At 68.7% G+C, this 20,963-nt stretch carries 21 protein-coding genes, 2 tRNA genes and 1 riboswitch; of the genes, 21 read left to right on the top strand and 2 right to left on the bottom strand.

Annotated elements, in window-relative coordinates; genetic code table 11:
* Positions 1–2: 2 nt before the first annotated feature.
* Positions 3–206, bottom strand: a complete 204-nt coding sequence (locus tag HGG74_RS16880) for a hypothetical protein (protein WP_168488253.1) — start codon at positions 204–206, stop codon at positions 3–5.
* Between the two features lie 497 nt (positions 207–703).
* Positions 704–803: riboswitch (TPP riboswitch) on the top strand.
* Here HGG74_RS16880 and thiM point away from each other — a divergent pair.
* The 18 genes from thiM to HGG74_RS16965 all read left to right on the top strand — a co-directional run bounded on the left by thiM (position 795) and on the right by HGG74_RS16965 (position 16,679).
* A complete protein-coding gene (gene thiM / locus HGG74_RS16885) occupies positions 795–1,658 on the top strand; it encodes a hydroxyethylthiazole kinase (RefSeq protein WP_376766152.1) in 864 nt (287 codons plus the stop codon). Its footprint overlaps the riboswitch before it by 9 nt.
* The gene (locus HGG74_RS22010) at positions 1,658–2,008 is read left to right on the top strand and encodes a thiamine phosphate synthase (protein WP_281356162.1); all 351 of its coding nucleotides are present in this window, start codon (positions 1,658–1,660) and stop codon (positions 2,006–2,008) included. Before thiM ends, HGG74_RS22010 begins: the two co-directional genes overlap by 1 nt.
* Positions 2,005–2,316: a thiamine phosphate synthase gene (locus HGG74_RS22015; protein WP_281356164.1), complete on the top strand. Its 312-nt coding sequence runs from the start codon at positions 2,005–2,007 to the stop codon at positions 2,314–2,316. Before HGG74_RS22010 ends, HGG74_RS22015 begins: the two co-directional genes overlap by 4 nt.
* Before the next feature lie 20 nt (positions 2,317–2,336).
* Positions 2,337–3,926, top strand: a complete 1,590-nt coding sequence (gene thiD, locus HGG74_RS16895; protein WP_168488257.1) for a bifunctional hydroxymethylpyrimidine kinase/phosphomethylpyrimidine kinase — start codon at positions 2,337–2,339, stop codon at positions 3,924–3,926.
* A gap of 282 nt (positions 3,927–4,208) precedes the next feature.
* The gene (gene rplU, locus HGG74_RS16900) at positions 4,209–4,517 is read left to right on the top strand and encodes a 50S ribosomal protein L21 (protein ID WP_168488316.1); all 309 of its coding nucleotides are present in this window, start codon (positions 4,209–4,211) and stop codon (positions 4,515–4,517) included.
* Between the two features lie 64 nt (positions 4,518–4,581).
* Entirely contained in the window at positions 4,582–4,842 is a 261-nt protein-coding gene (gene rpmA, locus HGG74_RS16905) for a 50S ribosomal protein L27 (protein ID WP_168488259.1), read from the top strand.
* A gap of 167 nt (positions 4,843–5,009) precedes the next feature.
* Positions 5,010–6,572: a GTPase ObgE gene (gene obgE / locus HGG74_RS16910; RefSeq protein ID WP_168488261.1), complete on the top strand. Its 1,563-nt coding sequence runs from the start codon at positions 5,010–5,012 to the stop codon at positions 6,570–6,572.
* 88 nt (positions 6,573–6,660) lie between these two features.
* Entirely contained in the window at positions 6,661–7,758 is a 1,098-nt protein-coding gene (gene proB, locus HGG74_RS16915; protein ID WP_246262981.1) for a glutamate 5-kinase, read from the top strand.
* 57 nt (positions 7,759–7,815) lie between these two features.
* Positions 7,816–9,162 (top strand): glutamate-5-semialdehyde dehydrogenase, encoded by a 1,347-nt coding sequence (locus tag HGG74_RS16920; RefSeq protein WP_168488263.1) that lies wholly within the window; start codon positions 7,816–7,818, stop codon positions 9,160–9,162.
* Positions 9,163–9,713: 551 nt separating this feature from the next.
* Positions 9,714–9,932, top strand: coding sequence for a hypothetical protein (locus HGG74_RS16925; RefSeq protein ID WP_168488265.1), 219 nt, complete (start codon positions 9,714–9,716; stop codon positions 9,930–9,932).
* Between the two features lie 50 nt (positions 9,933–9,982).
* Positions 9,983–10,567 (top strand): nicotinate-nucleotide adenylyltransferase, encoded by a 585-nt coding sequence (nadD, locus tag HGG74_RS16930; protein WP_246262983.1) that lies wholly within the window; start codon positions 9,983–9,985, stop codon positions 10,565–10,567.
* Positions 10,568–10,612: 45 nt separating this feature from the next.
* Positions 10,613–12,376, top strand: a complete 1,764-nt coding sequence (locus tag HGG74_RS16935; RefSeq protein WP_168488269.1) for a hypothetical protein — start codon at positions 10,613–10,615, stop codon at positions 12,374–12,376.
* Positions 12,377–12,440: 64 nt separating this feature from the next.
* Positions 12,441–12,827: a ribosome silencing factor gene (gene rsfS, locus HGG74_RS16940; protein WP_168488271.1), complete on the top strand. Its 387-nt coding sequence runs from the start codon at positions 12,441–12,443 to the stop codon at positions 12,825–12,827.
* 287 nt (positions 12,828–13,114) lie between these two features.
* Positions 13,115–13,187, top strand: a tRNA-Ala gene (locus HGG74_RS16945).
* A gap of 39 nt (positions 13,188–13,226) precedes the next feature.
* Positions 13,227–13,299, top strand: a tRNA-Ala gene (locus HGG74_RS16950).
* Positions 13,300–13,916: 617 nt separating this feature from the next.
* Positions 13,917–15,005, top strand: coding sequence for a serine hydrolase domain-containing protein (locus HGG74_RS16955; protein ID WP_312856882.1), 1,089 nt, complete (start codon positions 13,917–13,919; stop codon positions 15,003–15,005).
* Positions 15,006–15,046: 41 nt separating this feature from the next.
* The gene (locus HGG74_RS16960; protein WP_168488273.1) at positions 15,047–16,330 is read left to right on the top strand and encodes a serine hydrolase domain-containing protein; all 1,284 of its coding nucleotides are present in this window, start codon (positions 15,047–15,049) and stop codon (positions 16,328–16,330) included.
* 55 nt (positions 16,331–16,385) lie between these two features.
* Complete coding sequence (locus tag HGG74_RS16965) at positions 16,386–16,679, top strand: hypothetical protein (protein ID WP_168488275.1); 294 nt, start codon at positions 16,386–16,388, stop codon at positions 16,677–16,679.
* Positions 16,680–16,709: 30 nt separating this feature from the next.
* On the opposite strand, the gene HGG74_RS16970 is transcribed toward HGG74_RS16965, so the two are convergent.
* Complete coding sequence (locus HGG74_RS16970; RefSeq protein WP_168488277.1) at positions 16,710–17,633, bottom strand: LysR family transcriptional regulator; 924 nt, start codon at positions 17,631–17,633, stop codon at positions 16,710–16,712.
* A gap of 372 nt (positions 17,634–18,005) precedes the next feature.
* On the opposite strand from HGG74_RS16970, the gene nrdH reads away from it, so the two are divergent.
* The 3 genes from nrdH to nrdE are packed head-to-tail and all read left to right on the top strand — an operon-like array spanning position 18,006 to position 20,904.
* Complete coding sequence (nrdH, locus tag HGG74_RS16975; protein WP_168488279.1) at positions 18,006–18,248, top strand: glutaredoxin-like protein NrdH; 243 nt, start codon at positions 18,006–18,008, stop codon at positions 18,246–18,248.
* Between the two features lie 59 nt (positions 18,249–18,307).
* A complete protein-coding gene (gene nrdI, locus HGG74_RS16980) occupies positions 18,308–18,760 on the top strand; it encodes a class Ib ribonucleoside-diphosphate reductase assembly flavoprotein NrdI (RefSeq protein WP_246262986.1) in 453 nt (150 codons plus the stop codon).
* A gap of 23 nt (positions 18,761–18,783) precedes the next feature.
* Positions 18,784–20,904 carry a class 1b ribonucleoside-diphosphate reductase subunit alpha gene (gene nrdE / locus HGG74_RS16985; protein ID WP_168488321.1) on the top strand — a complete coding sequence of 707 codons (2,121 nt, stop codon included), beginning with the start codon at positions 18,784–18,786 and terminating at the stop codon, positions 20,902–20,904.
* Positions 20,905–20,963: the final 59 nt, after the last annotated feature.

Below are 20,963 nucleotides of genomic sequence, written 5' to 3' on the forward strand. Positions count from 1 at the left end.
GGTCAGGTCTCTCTGGTCAGGGTGCGGTAATGGGACGCCGACGGGTGGTAGCGGCGGATGATCTCGACCGGCGTCAGCTTGGCGAGGACCTCCTCGGCAGTCGACCGGTCGAGGAACGGGTAGGCGACGCGGGCGGCGTGGTCAAGGATCGAGGCCCGACCGTCGGGCTCGTCGACGATCTCGAAGCGAGGGCGGCGGTCGCTCACGGCTTCTTTCCTTGAGTTGGCGCATCCATTGCCGAACCTTGCGGGCTTATCGTGCGGTAGCAGTCGGACGTCACGTCGTCGACGTAGACGCGCTGGGGCGGACCCCGATCAGCTGGGTGAGGGCCGGATCCGGGTCGCTCGGCTGCTCCCGGACGGTGCAGGTCACGGCCCGGGTCTGTGGATAACGACGGTAGCGGTCACGCCCGTCAGCGCGGCGGCCGGAAGTCCTCTCATGGGAGGAACGCTTTCCCAGGTGCCTGGATGACCTGGAAGGTAGCCGGGGCCGGCGGGCTGTTCAAATCTTTCTGTGGTGACGTTGGTGACACAAATGACGCTACTCCACATCTGCCCCAACCGCGGAGGACCCGAGGACAAATACGGAAGGCATCATGTCCGCCGCCAGCGTCCCCGCCCGGCCCTTCGGCAACGGCCAGGGCAGGACAGCGGCCGGAGCTGCGCAACAATGCGGCGGCCGCGGGCCGTTGCGGTAGTCTGAACCCAGTGACACGGGGTGCTGGCCGTCGGGCGCAGCTGAGATGAATACCCGTTGAACCTGATCTAGTTAGGACTAGCGAAGGGATGTCGCGGATGGCTATTCGCTACACACCAGAGGACTGTGCCCGGCTGCTGGAGGCGGTCCGGACCCGGCAGCCGCTCATCCAGTGCCTCACCAATGCCGTGGTCACGAACTTCACCGCCAACGTGCTGCTGGCCGTCGGCGCAGCCCCCGCCATGGTGGACATTCCCGGCGAAGCCGCCGAGTTCGCCCCGGTTGCCTCGGGGGTGCTGGTCAACCTGGGTACGCCTGCGGCTTCCCAGCGCACCGCCATGCTCGAGGCCGCCGGTGCAGCCCGGGCCGCCGGCACCCCCTGGGTCCTGGACCCTGTGGCCGTCGGTGCCCTCTCGGTCCGCACCGCGGCGGCGCAGGAGCTGGCGGGGATGGGCCCGGCCATCATCCGCGGCAACGCCTCGGAGATCCTGGCCCTGGCCGGCAGCGGTGCCGGCGGCCGGGGTGTGGACGCCACTGACAGCCCTGCCGCTGCGGCAGGCGCGGCCCGGCAGCTGGCCGGGGACACCGGAGCGGCGGTGGCCGTGTCGGGCGCCCGGGATCTGGTTTTCGGCCCCGGCGGCCTGCGGACCTGCCTCGGCATCGACAACGGCGACGTGCTGCTGACCCGGGTGACCGGCGGCGGCTGCGCGCTCGGGGCCGTGATGGCAGCCTTCAGCGCCGTAACGTCCGACGCCGTCCTAGCCGCCGCCGCGGCCACCGGCACCTACACCGTCGCCGCCGAACGGGCGGCCCGGCTGGCATCCGGCCCGGGCAGCTTCGCGCCCGCCTTCCTCGACGAACTGGCCTCCGTGACGCCGGCGGACATCGCCGCCTCGCTGCGTCTGGCGGCGCTGGACCCGGACGGGCTGGAGCAAGCGCCGCAGCCGGAAGCAGCGCGCTGATGGCCCGCAGGGAACCCTCGTCGTGTCTGCCGCTGTACCTGGTCACCGACACCCGGCTGTGCGGAGAGCGCAGCACCGCGGCAGTGGTCGCCGAAGCCATCACCGGCGGCGTGACCTGCGTGCAGGTGCGGGACAAGGACGCGCCGGCCCGCGAGCTGCTGGCACTGCTGGCCGCGGTCGCCGAAGCGGCCGCCGGCCGGGTGCCGGTGCTGCTCAATGACCGGGTGGACGTCTACCTGGCGGCCCGTGCGGCCGGAGCCGATGTGGACGGCGTGCACATCGGCCAGTCCGACCTGCCCCCCCCCAGCTGGTCCGCCGGCTGGCCGGCCCGGAGGCCATCATCGGACTGAGCGCCGCCACCGGCGCCGAACTGCGCGAAGCCGCCGGCTTGCCCACCGGCACCGTCGACTACCTGGGCGTGGGCGCCATCCACCCCACCTCGACCAAACCCGACCACCCGCAGCCGCTGGGCGTGGCAGGATTCGCGGCCGCCGCAGCGGCCGCACCGCTGCCGTGCGTGGCCATCGGCGGCATTACGACGGCGGACGTCGCGGCGCTGAAGGCGGCAGGAGCCGCCGGCGTCGCCGTCGTTTCCGCCATCTGCGCGGCCGCGGACCCGGCCGCCGCTGCCCGGCAGCTTGCAGCGCAGTGGAACTGACCCAGGAAGAAACACCGCCCATGGCGAGAACAGAAGCCATAGAAGGAGCGACAGCAGAAGTGACGGAAGCAACGGTCTTGGACACAGCACAGCAGGCACGGCAGGCACCGGAACCGGAGTATGCGCCGTCAGCCCTGCCGCGCCCGGTACCCCGGGTGCTCAGCATTGCCGGCACCGACCCGACCGGCGGCGCCGGGATCCAGGCGGACCTGAAGAGCATTGCCGCACATGGCGGCTACGGCATGGCCGCGGTCACCGCGCTGGTGGCGCAGAACACCTGCGGTGTCCGGTCGGTCCACACACCGCCGGCCGACTTCCTGGCCGAGCAGCTGCGGGCGGTCAGCGACGACGTGGCCATCGACGCGGTCAAGATCGGCATGCTCGGAGACACCCCCGCGATCCTGGCCGTCAAGACCTGGCTGGAGCAAACCCGCCCGCCGATCGTCGTGCTGGACCCGGTCATGGTGGCCACGAGCAACGACCGCCTGCTGCGGCCCGAGGCAGAGGACGCACTGCGCGGGCTGCTGCCACTGGTGGACCTGGTCACGCCCAACCTGCCCGAACTGGCCGCCCTGCTGGAAGTGCCCGTGGCCGGCAGTTGGGCACAGGCGCTGGAGCAGGGCCGGGAGCTGTCCCGCCGCCACGGGCTGAAGGTGCTGGTCAAGGGCGGCCACCTGCAGGGAGCCGACAGCCCGGACGCGCTGGTGGACGCCGCCGCAGGCCCCGGGCAGGACGTGGTGGAGCTGTCCGCACCGCGGGTGGACACCGTGAATACGCACGGCACCGGCTGTTCGCTCTCCGCGGCGGTGGCCACCGTCCAGGCCCGCACCCTGGACTGGACCCTGACCCTTCGCCAGGTCAAGCACTGGCTCACCGGGGCCCTGGAGCGCTCCGGGGAACTCGAGGTGGGCCGCGGGCACGGACCGATCCACCATTTCCACCACCTGCAGCCGGCGGACCACCCGGCGCAGGGATTCAGCCAGGAGCTGTGGCGGCAGACCGCCGGCGTGCGCGAGGACATCCTGGCCCTGCCGTTCATCCGCGAACTGGCCGCCGGTACGCTGGCGGAGGAGCACTTCGGCTACTACCTGGCCCAGGATGCCCGCTACCTCAACAGCTATTCCCGGGTGCTGGCCCGGGCCAGTGCGCTGGCGCCGACCGAGGCGGAACAGCTGTTCTGGGCCAAGGGCGCGCACCAGTGCCTGGAGGTCGAGGCCGAACTGCACCGCAGCTGGCTGGCCGGACGCGAGGTGCCTGGCGGCCAGGGACCGGTCACCAAACAGTACGTGGACCACCTGCTCGCCATTGCCGGCAACGGCAGCTACGGCGAACTGGTGGCCGCCGTCGTGCCCTGCTACTGGCTCTACGCCCATGTGGGGGAGCAGCTGCAGGCCGGCCCGGCCGCCGCGGACCAGGACCATCCCTACGCTGCCTGGCTGCAGACGTACGCGGACGAGAGCTTCGCCGAGGCTACCCGCCAGGCCGTGGCGATCATGGACGCAGCGGCGGCCGCGGAAACCGCTGCCGGCCGGCAGCGGATGCGCACGGCCTTCGAGCAGTCCTGCCGCTACGAGCTGGATTTCTTCGATGCCCCGCGTGTCTATGCGTAACCGCCGCCCCGGCAGGGCGTAGACTGGCCCCGGCCGTGGAACCGGCTCCGCCCCGGCGGAGGCCTTCCTCCGGCCGGACGGAGATCCTGGTGGACGGTGCGCCGTCCCGCAGCTGCGCCATTTGCGGGAATTAGCCGCCATGGCGTAGGCTGGATCTTCGGTGCGACCGCCTTCGAAGGGAAAATCTCGTAGGCGCGACTGCACAGCGCTGAACGGGCGGAATCGCCGCCTGCATATCGAAGCGCAGAAATGTATTAGACGTCGAGAGAAGTGAGTTCCCAAGTGGTGTACGCGATTGTCCGCGCCGGCGGCCGCCAAGAAAAGGTTTCCGTTGGAGACTTCGTGACCCTGGACCGCGTCGCCGTTGGAGCCGGCAGCACCATCGAGCTGCCCGCACTGCTCCTGGTTGACGGCGACAAGGTCACCTCCGAAGCAGATGCCCTGTCCAAGGTCACCGTGACCGCCGAGGTCATCGAGAATCTTCGCGGCCCGAAGATTGTCATCCAGAAGTTCAAGAACAAGACCGGCTACAAGAAGCGCCAGGGCTTCCGTTCCGAACTGACCAAGGTCAAGGTCACCTCCATCGCCTAAGGGCGCTGCAGGTCCTTCAGAAGTTTTCCACGACATCACAGGCTAGATAAGGCAGGCATAGCTAATGGCACATAAGAAAGGTGCGAGCTCCACTCGCAACGGTCGCGATTCCAACGCACAGCGTCTGGGCGTCAAGCGCTTCGGCGGCCAGCTCGTCAACGGCGGCGAGATCCTCGTCCGCCAGCGCGGCACCCACTTCCACCCGGGCGCCAACGTTGGCCGCGGCAAGGATGACACCCTCTTCGCCCTCGAGGCCGGCACCGTCGAGTTCGGTACCCGCCGCGGCCGCCGCGTCGTCAACATCGTCACGGCAGCTGCCGAGTAATCTGCTGCAGTAACCAGCTCCACGGTGAGGCGGGCCACGGGTCCGCCTCACCGCTTTTTAACCAGACTAGAATCACAAGTGGGCCGTCCCAGCCGCCGGCCCGCCCGGCACTGCGTCCCGGCACCAGCACCGCGCCAGTACCGCACACCAGCATCAAGGAGATAGACGTGGCAACTTTCGTTGACCGGGTAGTTCTGCATGTATCCGGCGGGACGGGCGGCCACGGGTGCGTCTCCGTCAAGCGGGAGAAGTTCAAGCCCCTCGGCGGGCCCGACGGCGGCAACGGCGGCAACGGCGGGGACGTCATCCTGCGCGTGGACCACCAGACCACCACCCTGCTGGACTACCACCATGCCCCGCACCGCCATGCCACCAACGGCGGCAGCGGCATGGGTGACTGGCGGGACGGGAAGAACGGCGAGACGCTGGTCCTGCCCGTGCCGGACGGAACAGTGGTCAAGAGCCTGGACGGCGAGGTCCTGGCGGATCTGGTCGGCGAGGGGACCGAGTTCGTGGCCGCTGCCGGCGGCCAGGGCGGACTGGGCAACGCCGCCCTGTCCTCGCCCAAGCGCAAGGCGCCCGGCTTTGCGCTGCTGGGCATCCCCGGGGAAGCCCGCGACATCGTCCTGGAACTGAAGTCCATCGCCGATATTGCGCTGGTCGGCTTCCCCTCGGCGGGCAAGTCCAGCCTGATCGCGGCGATGTCCGCCGCCCGGCCGAAGATCGCCGACTACCCGTTCACCACGCTGATCCCGAACCTGGGCGTGGTGCAGGCCGGGGACACCCGGTTCACCATTGCCGACGTGCCCGGCCTCATCGAAGGTGCCAGCGAAGGCAGGGGACTGGGCCACAACTTCCTGCGCCACGTGGAGCGCTGCGCGGCGCTGGTGCATGTGCTCGACTGCGCCACGCTCGAGACCGACCGCAACCCGATCTCGGACCTGGAGATCATCGAGGCCGAGCTGGACAAGTACGCGGTCGACATGAGCTACGCCGGTGTGGACGGGGAAGTGGTGCCGCTGAACCAGCGTCCTCGCCTGGTGGTGCTGAACAAGGTGGACATGCCCGACGGCAAGGAGATGGCCGAGTTTGTCCGCCCGGAACTGGAAGAGCGCGGCTACCGCGTTTTCGAAGTCTCCGCCATGACCCGCGAGGGTCTGCGGGAACTGGGCTTCGCCATGGCGGAGATCGTCGAGGCAGCCCGCGAGGCGGTCAAGACCGCCCCGCCGAAGGTCAAGCCCGCAGTGCTGCGCCCGCGTGCGGTCAATCAGGCCGGCTTTACCATCCGCCGGGAGGAAAAAGGCCTCCAGCCGCTCTTCCGCGTGCTCGGCGACAAGCCCGAGCGCTGGGTCCAGCAGACCGACTTCAACAACGACGAAGCCGTCGGCTTCCTGGCCGACCGCCTGGCCAAGCTCGGGGTCGAGGACGGCCTGTTCAAGGCCGGAGCCAAGCCAGGGGACACGGTGGTCATCGGCGGGGAGGACGGTGTGGTCTTCGACTGGGAGCCGACCATGGTCGGCGGCGCCGAACTGCTGGCGTCCCCGCGTGGCACGGACGCGCGCCTGGAGGAGTTCATCCGCCCCACCCGCGTCCAGAAGCGCGAGGAGTACCAGGAGCGCAAGGACGCCAAGGCGGCCGCCCGTGCCGAACTGGAAGCCGAGCGCAAGGCAGGCATCTGGACCGAGTCCATCGACGGTGAGCAGCAGGCCGGCGACGACGATGACGAGTAGTGCACCGATGGCCGAGCGGGTCAAGAACACCGGCGGCAGCGTGAAGACCCCGGCGCGGGCGAAGCGGCCGGTGCGGGCCGACCGCAGCCTGCTGCGCACCGCCAAGCGCCTGGTGGTCAAGGTCGGCTCGTCCTCGCTGACCTCGGTTGCCGGCGGCATTTCCGAAGAGGCCCTGCTCTCCCTGGTGGACGTGCTGGCCGAGCGCCGCAACGCCGGCTCGGAGATCATCCTGGTCTCCTCCGGGGCGATCGCCGCCGGGCTGGCACCGCTGGGCCTGGGACGCCGGCCGCGGGACCTGGCCACCCAGCAGGCCGCCGCCAGCGTAGGCCAGGGCCTGCTCGTGGCCCGGTACACCCAGGCCTTCGGTGCCCACGGCATCACCGTGAGCCAGGTCCTGCTCACGGCGGAGGACCTGATGCGGCGCCAGCACTACGCCAACGCCTACCGGGCGCTGAACCGGCTGCTGCACCTCGGCGTCGTTCCCGTGGTCAATGAGAACGATACGGTGGCCACGCACGAGATCCGCTTCGGCGACAACGACCGTCTGGCGGCCCTGGTGGCGCACCTGGTCAAGGCCGACGCCATGGTGCTGCTCTCCGACGTGGACGCGATCTACGACCGGCCGCCGCAGGCCGGCGGGACCCGCATCCCCCTGGTCACCGGCCCGCACGACCTGGCCGACGCGAACATCGGCAGCGCCGGCAAGGCCGGCGTGGGCACCGGCGGGATGGTGACGAAGGTCGAGGCCGCGAACATCGCCGCCAATTCGGGCATCCCGGCGCTGGTGACCTCCACCGCCAATGCGGCGGCGGCCCTGGCCGGCGAGGACGTGGGCACCTGGTTCAGCGTCAACGGTTCGCGCCGGACCCCGCGGCTGCTGTGGCTGGCGCACCTGGCCTCCATCCAGGGGCGGCTGACCCTCGACGACGGCGCCGTGCAGGCGGTGCGCGACCGCCACCGCTCGCTGCTGCCCGCAGGGATCACCTCCGTCAAGGGCGATTTCGAACCGGGCGACCCGGTGGAACTGGCCGATGCACAGGGCCAGGTAGTGGCCCGCGGGCTGGTGAACTTTTCCTCCTATGAACTGCCGCGCATGCTGGGCCGCTCCACCAGGGAACTGGCCTCCAGCCTGGGCCGGCAGTACGAACGCGAAGTGATCCACGTGGATGACCTGGTGGTCCTGTAGGGAGCGCACCACTCGCGACTTCGGCCCGGATTGCCCTGGGATTGTAGTATCGAAGGTATGACTGAGACCGCCGTACCCCGCACCGCCGCCGGAACGAACACCTCCGGAACCGCCGCACCCGAAGCGCAGGCCGGCACCGTTCCGCAGGACGTCACCGCGGCTGTCCACGCCATCGCCGACCGGTCCCGGGAAGCGTCGCGGCGGATGGCGCGCGCCAACCGCGCCTGGAAGGACCAGGCCCTGCTGGAGATCGCCGATGCGCTGGTCGCCCGGCGGGACGCGGTGATTGCCGCCAACCGGGAGGACCTCGAAGCGGGCCGGCAGAACGGGACCAGCAAGGCCCTGCTGGACCGGCTGAGCCTGGACGCCGGCAGGATCGACGGACTGGCCGCCGCGCTGCGCAGCCTGGCCGCGCTGCCGGACCCGGTCGGTACGGTCGCGCGCGGCCAAACCCTGCCCAACGGCCTGCGCCTGCGCCAGGTCCACGTCCCCATGGGGGTCGTGGCCGCGATCTACGAGGCACGCCCCAACGTGACCGTGGACATTGCCGGTCTGGCACTCAAGAGCGGTAACGCGGTGATCCTGCGCGGCGGCAGCGCGGCCGCCCGCACCAATGCCGCCCTCATCGGCATCATCCGCGATTCCCTGGACCGCGTGGGACTGCCCGCGGACGCCGTCCAGACCGTGGATGAGTACGGCCGGGCCGGAGCGAACGTCCTGATGCAGGCCCGCGGCCGCGTCGATGTGCTCATTCCCCGGGGCGGCCGGGACCTGATCCAGACGGTCGTGAACAACGCCCGGGTCCCGGTGATCGAAACCGGCGAAGGCAACGTGCACATCTTCCTGGACGAGTCCGCCCGCGAGGAGATGGCCGTGGAGATCCTGCTCAACGCCAAGACCCAGCGCCCCTCGGTCTGCAACACGGTGGAGACCCTGCTGGTCCACTCCGGCGCCGCCGCGGCCCCGGCCGTGCTGGCCGCCCTGGCCGCCGCCGGAGTCCGGCTGCACGTGGATGGCCGCGTGGCGCAGCTCCTGCCCGACGGCGTGGCCGCGGAGCCTGCCACTGACCAGGACTGGGGCCGGGAATACATGGACCTTGACCTCGCCGTGGCGATGGTCGACTCGATGGACGAGGCCATCAGCCACATCCGCCGGTGGACCACCGGGCACACCGAGGCGATCATCACCAACGACCTCTCCAACGCCGAGAAGTTCATTGCCGAAATCGACTCCGCGGCGGTGATCGTCAACGCCTCGACGCGCTTCACCGACGGCGGCGAGTTCGGCCTCGGCGCCGAGGTGGGCATCTCCACCCAGAAGATGCACGCCCGCGGCCCCATGGGCCTGCAGGAACTGACCACCACCAAGTGGATCGTCCAGGGCGAGGGCCAGACCCGCAGCTAGCACCGAGGGCCCCGCTGCGAGCGAAGCGAGCAGTGGGACGGTGCGACGCGCTAGGGATTGGGGTGCTCCCGCAGTGTCGGCTGCGCCGCCCGCTCACGGCCTGCCCCGCACGCTTCGCGCACGGGGACCCCTGGCCGTTCTCTTACGGGTCTTTCGCGCCCCACTCCGAGGGCCCCGCTGCGAGCGAAGCGAGCAGTGGGACGGTGCGACGCGCTAGGGATTGGGGCGATCCCGCAAAGGTTCAGGCCGAAGGGCCCTGCGGCGAGCTTGCGAGCTGCGGGAAGGCTTGGACCGGCGGTTGCGCCGCCCGTTCACGGCCTGCCCCGCACGCTTCGCGCACGGGGACCCCTGGCCGTTCTCTTGCGGTCCCTCGCGCCCCACTCCGAAGGCGCCGCTGCGAGCGAAGCGAGCAGTGGGACGGTGCGGCGCGCCAGGGCAGGTATCCGGCTGCGTTGCGGAATTCGGATACCGCGGTGAACCGCGTACCATGGGAATGATTCCTTTTACCGTGCGGCGGGTGCCGCCGGACCGACCATCTTCCAGGGAGAACCATGCTGATCCAGCTCCTTGCCGCTACCGAAACCCACGCCGAGGCGCACGTCTCGCCCCTCCTCGTCGGATCCGTGATCTTCGGCATCTTCTTGCTGCTGATGTTCTCGACCATTGCCTTCCGGAGCGTGGGGCACCGCCACCCGGCAGTTGAGGAGCACGCGGATCCGCACCGCCAGCACCCGAACAAGCACGATCACGGCCAGGGCGTCCGCCACTAACGGTGCTGGGCCACAAACCTGCGGCCGGCCGGAAGGTCCGTTTGGGCGTGATGGGTGGGACGTTCGATCCGATCCACCACGGCCACCTGGTTGCCGCCAGCGAGGTTGCTGCCGTTTTCGGTCTCGACGAAGTGGTTTTTGTCCCCACCGGCGAGCCGTGGCAGAAGTCGCACCGGGAAGTCAGCCCGGCCGAGCACCGGTATTTGATGACGGTGATCGCCACGGCCTCGAACCCCCGCTTCACCGTGAGCCGGGTGGACATCGACCGTCCGGGACGCACTTACACCATCGACACCCTGCGCGACCTGCGTGCGGCCAGACCTGAAGCCGAGCTGTTCTTCATCACCGGTGCCGACGCGATGGCGCAGATCGTGTCCTGGAAGGACAAGGACGAGCTGTGGGCCCTGGCCCACTTCGTGGGCGTGACCCGGCCCGGCCATGTTCTGCACAACCTCGGCAGGGACGATGTCAGCCTGCTGGAAGTACCCGCGATGGCCATTTCCTCCACGGACTGCCGCGAGCGGGTCGCGCACGATCATCCCGTCTGGTACCTGGTACCTGACGGGGTAGTACAGTACATAGCCAAACATCGTCTTTACCGCCCGGTAACTTCCGGGGCGGAAGTGCCGGCCTAGAGCCGGCCGCGACGAAGACCACAGTACGGGATAGAAGTAAGTTTCATGAGCCAGGATTCCCAGCCGCCGCGGAGCCGCCGAGAGGCCCGCCTGCAGGCCCGCCTCGCGCCGTCCGGCTCGGACCAGCGAGGCCGGGTGGCGCTCGAGACCCCCCGGTCCCTGGATGCCGTTGCAGCCCCGGCCCGCGGTGCGGCGCCGGCCGGTGCCGGCGGGGGAGCGGCGGAGACTTCGGCGGGTGCCGGGTCCGAGCGCGCCTCCCAGGTGCGGGCCCGCGACCGTGAGGCGCGCCAGGTGCTCAATGCGCTCACCGGCTCGATGCCAAAGATCGTGCAGGAGCCGGCGGCTGTGCCCACCCGGCGCCAGCTGCGCATGCAGCAGCTGGAGCGCGAGCACGTCGGCGGGCTCGGTGCCGGCGGCGCGGCGTCCGTGGTGCCGGCACCGGCTGAGGGCACCCGGGACCAGGCGGCGCAGCTGCAGCAGTCCGGAGCGGGGGACCTGGAGGGCCCCGGCATGGTGGCCGACGCCGCCTACAATCCCGAGCGGCCCGCGCTGCGCGGCGGGCGCAGGGACCGGCGTGAGCGCCGGGAGTCCCAACCGGACGACGGCGCGAACCTCACTGCCGAAGACGCGGTGGCTGCCCGTGACGAGCTGATGAACCACGCGGCCGGCCTGGCCCAGCTGCTGGAAACCGAGGCGGGACAGGATCCCAGTCAGGTTGACTTGAAGCTGCTGGCCGAACAGAAGGCTCTGGCCGAACGTGCGGCAATCCTGAACCGCCGTGCCGCGGACAAGCAGCGGCTGAGTGAGCAAACCAAGCAGGGCCGCGAAGCCGCTGTCCTGCCGGCGGTAGTGCGGGACCCGGTGTCGGCACCGATGGAATTCGTCCGGCTGCCCGGCAGCGACCGCCAGGTGATGCGCCCGGCAGCGACTTCCTTCGTGCCGGTTACTACGGACCCGGCTCCGGTTCAGCAGCCGGCAAAGTCGGAAGCGCCGGCAGCGGCCGGAACCAAGTCCGGCCGTACGCCCGGCAGCGCGGACAACCCGCAGTCTTCCGGTTCCGGGGCGGCCGGGACCGGCACTCAGGCCGTGCCCAAGCTGGCTGCAGCCCCCAAGGCGGCGCCCGCACCGCGGACTCAGCCGGCGGCCAAGGCCAAGCCTGCACCGAAGCCGGAAGCTGTCCCCAGGACGCAGCCGGTGGCGGCGGTGAAGCCCAAGGCCGGCGGAAGCGCCCCCAGGACCCAGCCGGTATCCACGGTCCGGCCTGCACCCAAGGCATCGTCCACCTCGGGGCAGGCGCCGGAAGCAGCCACAGCGGATCAGTCCGGTGCCCGCTCGCGCCTGCTGGCCAAGGCTGAGGCGGCAGCGGGCAGCGCCGCCTCAGTCCAGCCCCGCCGTGCCGAGGCTTCCGCCTCGAGCCGTGCCGAGGCTCCGGCCAGCCGCCGGGGCGAGGCGCCCGCCGCCCGCGGCAGCGACGCACCGGCTACCCGCCGCAGCCAGGCCGGCCGCCGGAGCGAGGCGCCCGCCACCCGCCGCAGCCAGACCCCGGCTACACGCCAGGGACAGGGATCTGCCACGCGCCGCAGTCCGGCCCCGGCCACCCGCCGTCCGGCACCGCTGCCGGATATTGCCGAGGGCGGCGCCCAGCCGCTGCGGGCCACCCGCGCGCACGGACTCGAACCGCTGGACGCGCGGACTGCCGGGTTGGCCAAGGCCAACCGGGACCGTCTGCTGGTCATCGGCTCGCTGGCCCTGGGCGGCTTGGCTTTCGCCCTCGGCCTGATCATGATGATCATCGGAATGAGCAACTGATACCGCGGCCCATGCTGCGTCCATTACCCTTGCTGCTGCCGGCAGCCACCTTACAAGGAGTCCCGTGACCGCCTCTGAAAAGTCCATCGAGATCGCCCGCGCCGCAGCAAAAGCGGCCGCGGCGAAGATTGCCCGCGACATCATCGCCATCGATGTCAGCGACCGGCTGGCGATTACCGATGTGTTCCTGATCGCCTCGGCCCCGAACGAGCGCCAGGTGAATGCGATCGTGGACAGCATCGAGGAAGAACTGCACAAGCAGGATCTGCGTCCGGTGCGCCGGGAGGGCCGCACCGAGGGCCGCTGGGTCCTGCTTGATTACGCGGAAGTGGTTATCCACGTCCAGCACGAGGAGGACCGCGTTTTCTACGCCCTGGAGCGGTTGTGGAAGGACTGCCCGGCCATCGACCTGCAGCTGGAGGAAGCGCCCAGCCAGGTCGACGCAGAGTAGGCCGCAGGAAACCACGGTCTCCGCCGCCACGGCGGCCGGCATACGGAGCAGCCAGTCCCCGGTGGGGCGGGCTGCTCCGTTGTTTAACGCCCCCGTCCGCCCCATGTCCGCAGGTCAGGGCATTGCCTCACAGGCAAAGGCGTACAGCAAGGATCCTCGGCGGACAGGAGCCGGCGGGGGAGCGGCACCGGCGGTCCGCCCGACACGCCCCGGTTCCTCGATTTGGAATACGCGTGTAAGTCTGCATAGAATATTCGAGTTGCTTTCGAGGAAAGCAAACCGGAAACGGGGCTGTGGCGCAGCTGGTAGCGCACCTGCATGGCATGCAGGGGGTCAGGGGTTCGAGTCCCCTCAGCTCCACTGACGGACTCTCTTGAAGGGGTTGTCCGTCTCCCGTACGGGGCTGTGGCGCAGCTGGTAGCGCACCTGCATGGCATGCAGGGGGTCAGGGGTTCGAGTCCCCTCAGCTCCACCGATCAGGACCTGCCGGATCTTTCCGGCAGGTCCTTTGTTTTGACAGCAGGAGCCGTTCACCGGGCGGCTCCTGCTGTTTTCCGGATCCGGTGTTGCTCTCCTGACGTGCCTGCTGCCGGGGTGAATGGATGCAGCAGACAGCCGCCGGCGTCTGTGCCATCATGGCACCTACGCAGCGCCTGAACGTGCCTGATGCAGCACTGGAGAATCCGTGGAACGCTTCGTCGCCAATAAGTTCCATGACGCGTCCGGTCCGGCCGGCCGGCCGGACCTGGAGAGCGGCCCGGAGTCTGGCAGGGGAGTCCACGTGGACGGCGGAGCCCGGCGGTGAGAAGCGGGGGAGCGGCCACGTCCGCAGCGCTTGCGGCAGTCTCCGCCGTGCTGTTGTGCGCATGCACGACGACGGCGCCTCCGCAGTCCGCCCCGGCTGCGCCGGCGCCCGCGGCCTCGGCGCCGGCGTCAGGCACGCCTGCTGTCTCCACTGCCACGGCTGCAGGTCAGCCGGCAACGGTCCCGGGCACGTCCCCGGCCGCCACGGCCAAAGCGCCAACCGCCTCTGCACCGGCGCGCAACCCGGCGCTTCGTCCGCTCAACAGGCAGGCGCTGCAGAAGACCGTGAAGTCCCTGGCCGCCGAGCTCGTGGTGCCGGGTGCCGTCGTCGTCCTGAAGACTCCTCACGGGGACTTCAACTTCGCCCACGGCACCAGGACGTACCGCGGATCCGACCCGGTAACCTTGGCGGACCGTACCCGGATCGGCTCCATCACGAAGACCTGGACCGGTACCGTGATCCTCCAGTTGGTCCAGGAAGGCAGGCTGAAGCTGGACGATCCGGTCTCGAAGTACCACCGCGGGGTACCCAATGGGAGGAAGATCACCATTGCCCAGCTGCTGAACATGCGCAGCGGGCTGTACAGCTACAGTGAGACTCCGGAGCTGAACCAGGCCCTCGACAGCGGCCCGCGCAAGGTCTGGTCGCCCCAGGAGCTGCTGGATCTGGCCTTTGGCCAGAAGCCCTGGTTCGCCCCGGACAACGGGTTCTACTACTCCAACACCAACGCCGTCCTGCTGGGCCTGATCGCCGAGAAGCTGGACGGCAAGCCGCTGGCCCGGATTTTCCAGGACCGCCTGTTCACCCCGCTGGGACTGGCGGACACGCTGTTTCCCTTCCCCGGCGTCAGCGGCCTGCCGGCACCGCACCCGCGGGGCTACATGTACGGAACGAACACCGGCATGCTGTACAGCCAGGCACTCCCGGCGGCCCTGCAGCAGCGGGCCAGGAAAGGCGCGTTGAAGCCCCGCGACGTCACGGAGCTGAACCCCTCGTGGGTCTGGGCCGCCGGCGCCGGCATTTCCACTGCGGGGGACCTGGCCGCCTGGGCCGAGGCGCTGGTCCGCGGGAACCTGCTCGATGCGCGGCTCCAGCGCGTCCGGCTGGCCAGCACCAAATCCCCGGATGCAGGCAGCCTGGACACCGCCCGGTACGGCCTGGCCATCGCCAGGTTCGGCGGACTCTACGGCCATGCCGGCGAACTCCCGGGCTTCAGCACCTTCGCCGCCCACGACCCGGCGAACCACGTGACGCTGGTGGTCTGGACGAACCTGACTCCGGCGCCGGACGGCCGGAGCCCGGCCACCACCATCGCCCGCGCCGTCGCCCGGCAGGTCTACACCGGCCCGGCGGGGACGGACCCACTCCAATGAGCGGGGTACGCCCCGATCCGCACAAGTAAGGAGCAACAGCCGTGGGAGCAGCTATCCGGTCCCATCCTTGGCGGACACTGCTGGGCCTGGGGGCGGCCGCCGCGCTCGTCATGGTCACCGGCTCGGCCGGGCCGGGAACGGCGCCGCCGGACCGGACCACCGCCGTCGTACGGCCAGCGACGACGGCGCCGGATACGGATCCGGCCGGCGGCGGCGGGGACAGCCCCACCCGGATCGGCGACATCGTCAAGTCCTCGATGACCCGCCACAGCCTCGCCGCACTCATCGTGCGCATTACCCGGGACGGTCAGGTCCTTTACGAGGGTGCCGCGGGCGAATCCATGACCGGCGTGCCGGCCACGCCGCAGATGCACTTCCGCAACGGCGCGATGGCCTTCACCTACATGGGCACCATCCTGCTCCGGCTCGTGGACGAGGGAAAGCTGCACCTGCACGATAAGGTCGGCCAGTACCTGCCGGACCTTCCACAGGCCGACGCCGTGACCCTGAAGATGCTCGCGAACATGACCGCCGGCTATGCGGACTACGTCTACCAGCCGGAGGTGCTCGACGGCGTGACCCGGGACCCGTTCCGGCAGTGGAGCACCGAGGAACTGCTGGAGATCGGCACCTCGAAGCCGATGATGTTCGAGCCGGGCACCAACTGGGGCTATTCGCACACCAACTACGTGGTGCTGGCCCGGGTGCTGGAGAAGGCGGCAGGGATGCCGATGGACCAGCTCATGCGCAGCTACATCATCGAACCGCTCAAGCTGCGCCAGACGCAGGGTCTGTCCACGCCCCGGCTGCCGGAGCCGGTGCTGCACAGCTACAGCTCCGAACGGCGGGAGGCCCTGGACATCCCGGCGGACACGGCCTTCTACGAGGAGGCCACCTTCTGGAACCCGTCGTGGACCACGGCCGCAGGGGCGGTGCAGGTCTCGGGCATCGCGGATCTGGCCACCTCCATCGCGGCGGCAGGGGAGGGCACGCTGCTCTCGAGCGCCTCGCACAGCGCCCAGGTTTCCCCGGAACTGGCCGGCTTCGGCGAGGAGACGCCGGGCTGTCCGGTGTGCCGGACCAATACCGGCCAGCATTCCTACGGTCTCGGCGTCATCCTGCGCGGTCCGTGGATCACCCAGACCAAGCTTTTCGCCGGGGCGGGCGCGGCCGCCGGCTACCTGCCGTCCGAAAAGCTGGCCATCGCGGTGGCGACCACGTACGCGCCCGGCGCCTTCGACGCCCAGGGCAACTATGTGGCAGCCGACGAGGCCATCCTCGCCGAGCTGGCGCGGGCGGTCGTCCCGGACCAGCCGGTGCCGTAACTGCCGGAGCACGCCGGCGCCCCAACAATATCCCGCACAAGATAAGGAACAGATCATGGCCATCGCAGCCGTCCTGACCATTCCCGGCGGAACTCTGCAGCAGTACGACGACATCCTCCGGCAGCTTAACTTCGCCCCGGGAGGCCCCGGCGCGCCCGGCGGGCTGTACCACTGGGTCACCGCCACCGACTCCGGGATCCGCGTCACCGACGTGTGGCGCAGCAGGGAGCTGTTCGAGGCCTACTACCGGGACCAGGTGGGCCCGTTGCTGGCCAAGGCCGGCCTGCCCGAGCCCGAAGTCGAAGTCTTCGAGGTGCACAACTACCTGACATCCGGGCCGGAGGCCTGAGCCCGCGGCACAGGCGCGCCGCGACCCGGGTCACTTGCGCCGGGGCGCGATGCTCAGCTGGCGCAGGACGCCGGAGAGCTGGTCCATGAACAGGTCCATCCGGGCGCTCTGGTGGTCATTGATGAGCAGGGCGAAAATGTTGCGCGCCAGCCGGATCTCGGGCACATCCAGCACCACCACGCCGTCAGTGCCGCGCTGCATGGCCAGCTCGGGCACCAGCGCCGCGCCCACCCCAGCCGAGGCCAGTTCCAGGCTGGCATTGAAGTCGTCGCAGTATGCGGTCACCCGCGGATGCAGGTTGCAGCTGGCGAACAGCCGCTCGATCACCGTGGCATCGCTGGTTCCGGGATGGTGCATGATCCACGGCATCTCCGCCAGCTGGGACGCTGAGACCTGCGCCCCCGTCCGGATGCCCCAGGACTCCGGCAGCACCACACGGAAATTGTCGTCGCCGATCCACTGCCGGCTCACGGTATGCGGCCACGCGAGGCCGCCCTGCCCCACCTGGTACACCAGGGCGATGTCCAGCTCGCCGCCGGCGCGCAGGCCCTGGATGGTCTGGGCCGGCTCGGCCACGAACACCTTCAGGTTCAGGCCCAGGTCCCGCCACCCGGGCGTGCGCAGCAGCTTGGGCAGGGCGTGGGTGGCCAGGCTCGGGAAGATGCCCAGCCGGATTTCCTGGTTGGTGGTCTCGTGCGTGCTGGCCGTCGCGGCCAGCAGGGCGTCGATGTCCGTGAGCACCTTGGCTGCGTGGCGGGCCATGACGACGGCGGCTTCCGTGGGCTGCACGCTGCGCGCCGAGCGTTCGAACAGCTTCACGCCGGCTTCGCGTTCGAGGGCTGACATTTGCTGGGAAACTGCCGAGGCGGTGTAGCCCAGCTGCAGGGCGGCCGCGGCGAAGGAGCCCCTGCGGGTGACCTCCAGCAGCGTGCGCAGGTGGACCGGATTGACCATGAGCCCATTGAACCAGAACTGGGCTGGGAACCAGCTGGGAGGGAGCTTTCGGGAGCTGCCGGCGACACGCCGAGGAAACGCGACACGGAGTTTTTTCCGGCTGTGGGAACCGGGTCCACAGGGTGTGGACGACCGAGCGAAACCTGCGGAAATCCGGGCTTTTCCGGGGCCGGAATATCCCCAGTGCCTGTGGACTCACGGAGTGATAAATGACATACTTGTAATACATCATCTAGGGGTCCCCCCGAGCCCTCATCACTAGATGTAGTATTGACACAGCTGGAGGGTCACGGTTCGCCGGATCCGCGGGAAGCGCCGCGGAACTCTCGATAAGTTCACATTCGCATAGTTTTCCCAAGGGGAAGAGGGATCATGACTGTCACGGTTTACACCAAGCCGTCCTGTGTTCAGTGCAACGCCACCTACCGGGCTCTTGACAAGAAGGGCATCGAATACCAGAGCGTTGACCTGTCCCAGGATCCGGCCGCCCTCGAGCGTGTCCGCGCCCTCGGCTACATGCAGGCTCCGGTTGTCGTTACCGACCAGGGCCACTGGTCCGGCTTCCGCCCGGACAAGATCGAGGAACTGGCCCAGCACGCCGCCGAGGTAGCCTGACCCCCCACGTTACGGAGGCACACTCCATGGCTGCTGTTCAAGCGGCCGACGCCGCCATCATGCATGGTCCGGGACAGCAACCTGGCTCCAGCACCGACGCCGCACTGATCTACTTCTCCTCGGCTTCGGGAAACACCCACCGCTTCGTGCAGAAGCTGGGGCTGGAAGCTGCACGCATCCCGCTTCGGACCAGTGATGAAACGATTTATGCCCTCAGGCCGTTTGTGCTGATCGTCCCCACCTATGGCGGGGAGTCGGGCAGGAATTCCATTCCGCCGCAGGTGGTTAAGTTCCTTAACGAGGAGCAGAACCGGTCCCTGCTGCGCGGAGTCATCGGGGCAGGCAATACGAACTTCGGCACTACGTATTGCCTGGCTGCGGACAAGATCGCGGCCAAATGCCAGGTACCCCGCCTGTACCGTTTTGAACTCATGGGGACGTCCGAAGACGTCGACCGCGTTAAGAAGGGCTTGGAAGACTTTTGGACACGACAGTCGCAGATGCCGCAGTAGGTAAATCCAAGGAATCCAAGGAGCTGCCGGCAGCGTACAAGGGGCTCGGCTACCACGAGCTCAACGCGATGCTGAACCTCTACGGGCCGGACGGCAAGATCCAGTTCGAGGCGGACCACTGGGCGGCGCGCCAGTACTTCCTGGAGCACGTGAACAACAACACGGTGTTCTTCCACGACCTGGACGAGAAGCTCGAATACCTGGTCAAGAACGACTACTACGAGCGCGAGACGCTGGACCAGTACACGATGAACTTCATCCGTGACCTGTTCAAGCGCGCGTACAAGAAGAAGTTCCGCTTCGAGACCTTCCTCGGCGCCTTCAAGTTCTACACCTCCTACACGCTGAAGACCTTCGACGGCAAGCGCTACCTGGAGCGCTACGAGGACCGTGTCTGCATGGTGGCCATGCACCTGGCCCGCGGTGACGAGGAACTGGCCACCCGCCTGGTGGACGAGATCATCGAGGGCCGCTTCCAGCCGGCCACGCCCACCTTCCTCAACGCCGGCAAGAAGCAGCGCGGCGAGCTCGTCTCCTGCTTCCTGCTGCGCATCGAGGACAACATGGAGTCCATTGCCCGCGGCATCAACTCCGCCCTGCAGCTGTCCAAGCGCGGCGGCGGCGTGGCGCTGTCCCTGACCAACATCCGCGAGCACGGCGCGCCGATCAAGCAGATCGAGAACCAGTCCTCCGGCGTCATCCCCGTGATGAAGCTGCTCGAGGACTCCTTCTCCTACGCCAACCAGCTCGGGGCCCGCCAGGGCGCCGGCGCCGTCTACCTGCACGCCCACCACCCGGACATCTACCGCTTCCTGGACACCAAGCGCGAGAACGCGGACGAGAAGATCCGGATTAAGACCCTGTCCCTGGGTGTGGTGGTTCCGGACATCACCTTCGAACTGGCCAAGAAGAACGAGGACATGTACCTGTTCTCCCCGTACGACGTCGAGCGCGTCTACGGCATGCCCTTCTCCGACGTCTCCGTCACCGAGAAGTACTACGAGATGGTGGACGACGCGCGGATCAAGAAGACCAAGATCAACGCCCGCGAGTTCTTCCAGACCCTGGCCGAGATCCAGTTCGAGTCCGGCTACCCGTACATCATGTTCGAGGACACGGTGAACCGGGCCAACCCGGTGGCCGGCAAGATCACCATGAGCAACCTGTGCTCAGAGATCCTGCAGGTCTCCACCCCGTCGGTGTACAACGAGGACCTGAGCTACGCCGAGGTCGGCAAGGACATCTCCTGCAATCTTGGGTCGATGAACATCGCCAAGACCATGGACTCGCCGGACTTCGGCGGCTCCATCGAGACCGCCATCCGCGCGCTGAGTGCGGTCTCGGATATGTCCCACATCAACTCGGTGCCCTCCGTCGCCGAAGGCAATTCCCAGTCCCACGCCATCGGCCTGGGCCAGATGAACCTGCACGGCTACCTGGCCCGCGAGCGGGTCCACTACGGCTCCGAAGAGGGCCTGGACTTCACCAACGTCTACTTCGCCACCGTGCTGTTCCACTGCCTGCGCGCCTCGAACGCCATCGCCAAGGAAACGGGCGAGAAGTTCGGCGGCTTCGAGAACTCCAAGTACGCCAGCGGCGAGTTCTTTGACAAGTACACCGGGCAGGACTGGCTGCCGCAGACCGAAAAGGTCAAGGAGCTCTTCAAGGACATCCACGTTCCCACCCGCGAGGACTGGGCCGCCCTGAAGGAATCCGTCATGGCGCACGGCATCTACAACCAGAACCTCCAGGCGGTGCCGCCGACCGGCTCGATCTCCTACATCAACAACTCGACCTCCTCCATCCACCCGGTGGCCTCGAAGATCGAGATCCGCAAGGAAGGCAAGATCGGCCGCGTCTACTACCCGGCCCCGTACCTGACCAACGATAACCTGGAGTACTACCAGGACGCGTACGAGCTCGGCTACGAGAAGGTCATCGACACCTACGCCGCGGCCACCCAGCACGTGGACCAGGGCCTGTCGCTGACGCTGTTCTTCAAGGACACCGCCACCACCCGCGACATCAACAAGGCCCAGATCTACGCCTGGAAGAAGGGCATCAAGACCATCTACTACATCCGCCTGCGCCAGCTCGCGCTGGAGGGGACTGAGGTGGAGGGTTGCGTTTCATGCATGCTTTAGTGGCCCCCGGCAACTAAAAGGTGCGACGGCGGCGGCAGCCGCCCGCCGCCGTCGTAGCT

It is taken from the genome of Arthrobacter mobilis (assembly GCF_012395835.1).
GTDB lineage: Bacteria > Actinomycetota > Actinomycetes > Actinomycetales > Micrococcaceae > Crystallibacter > Crystallibacter mobilis.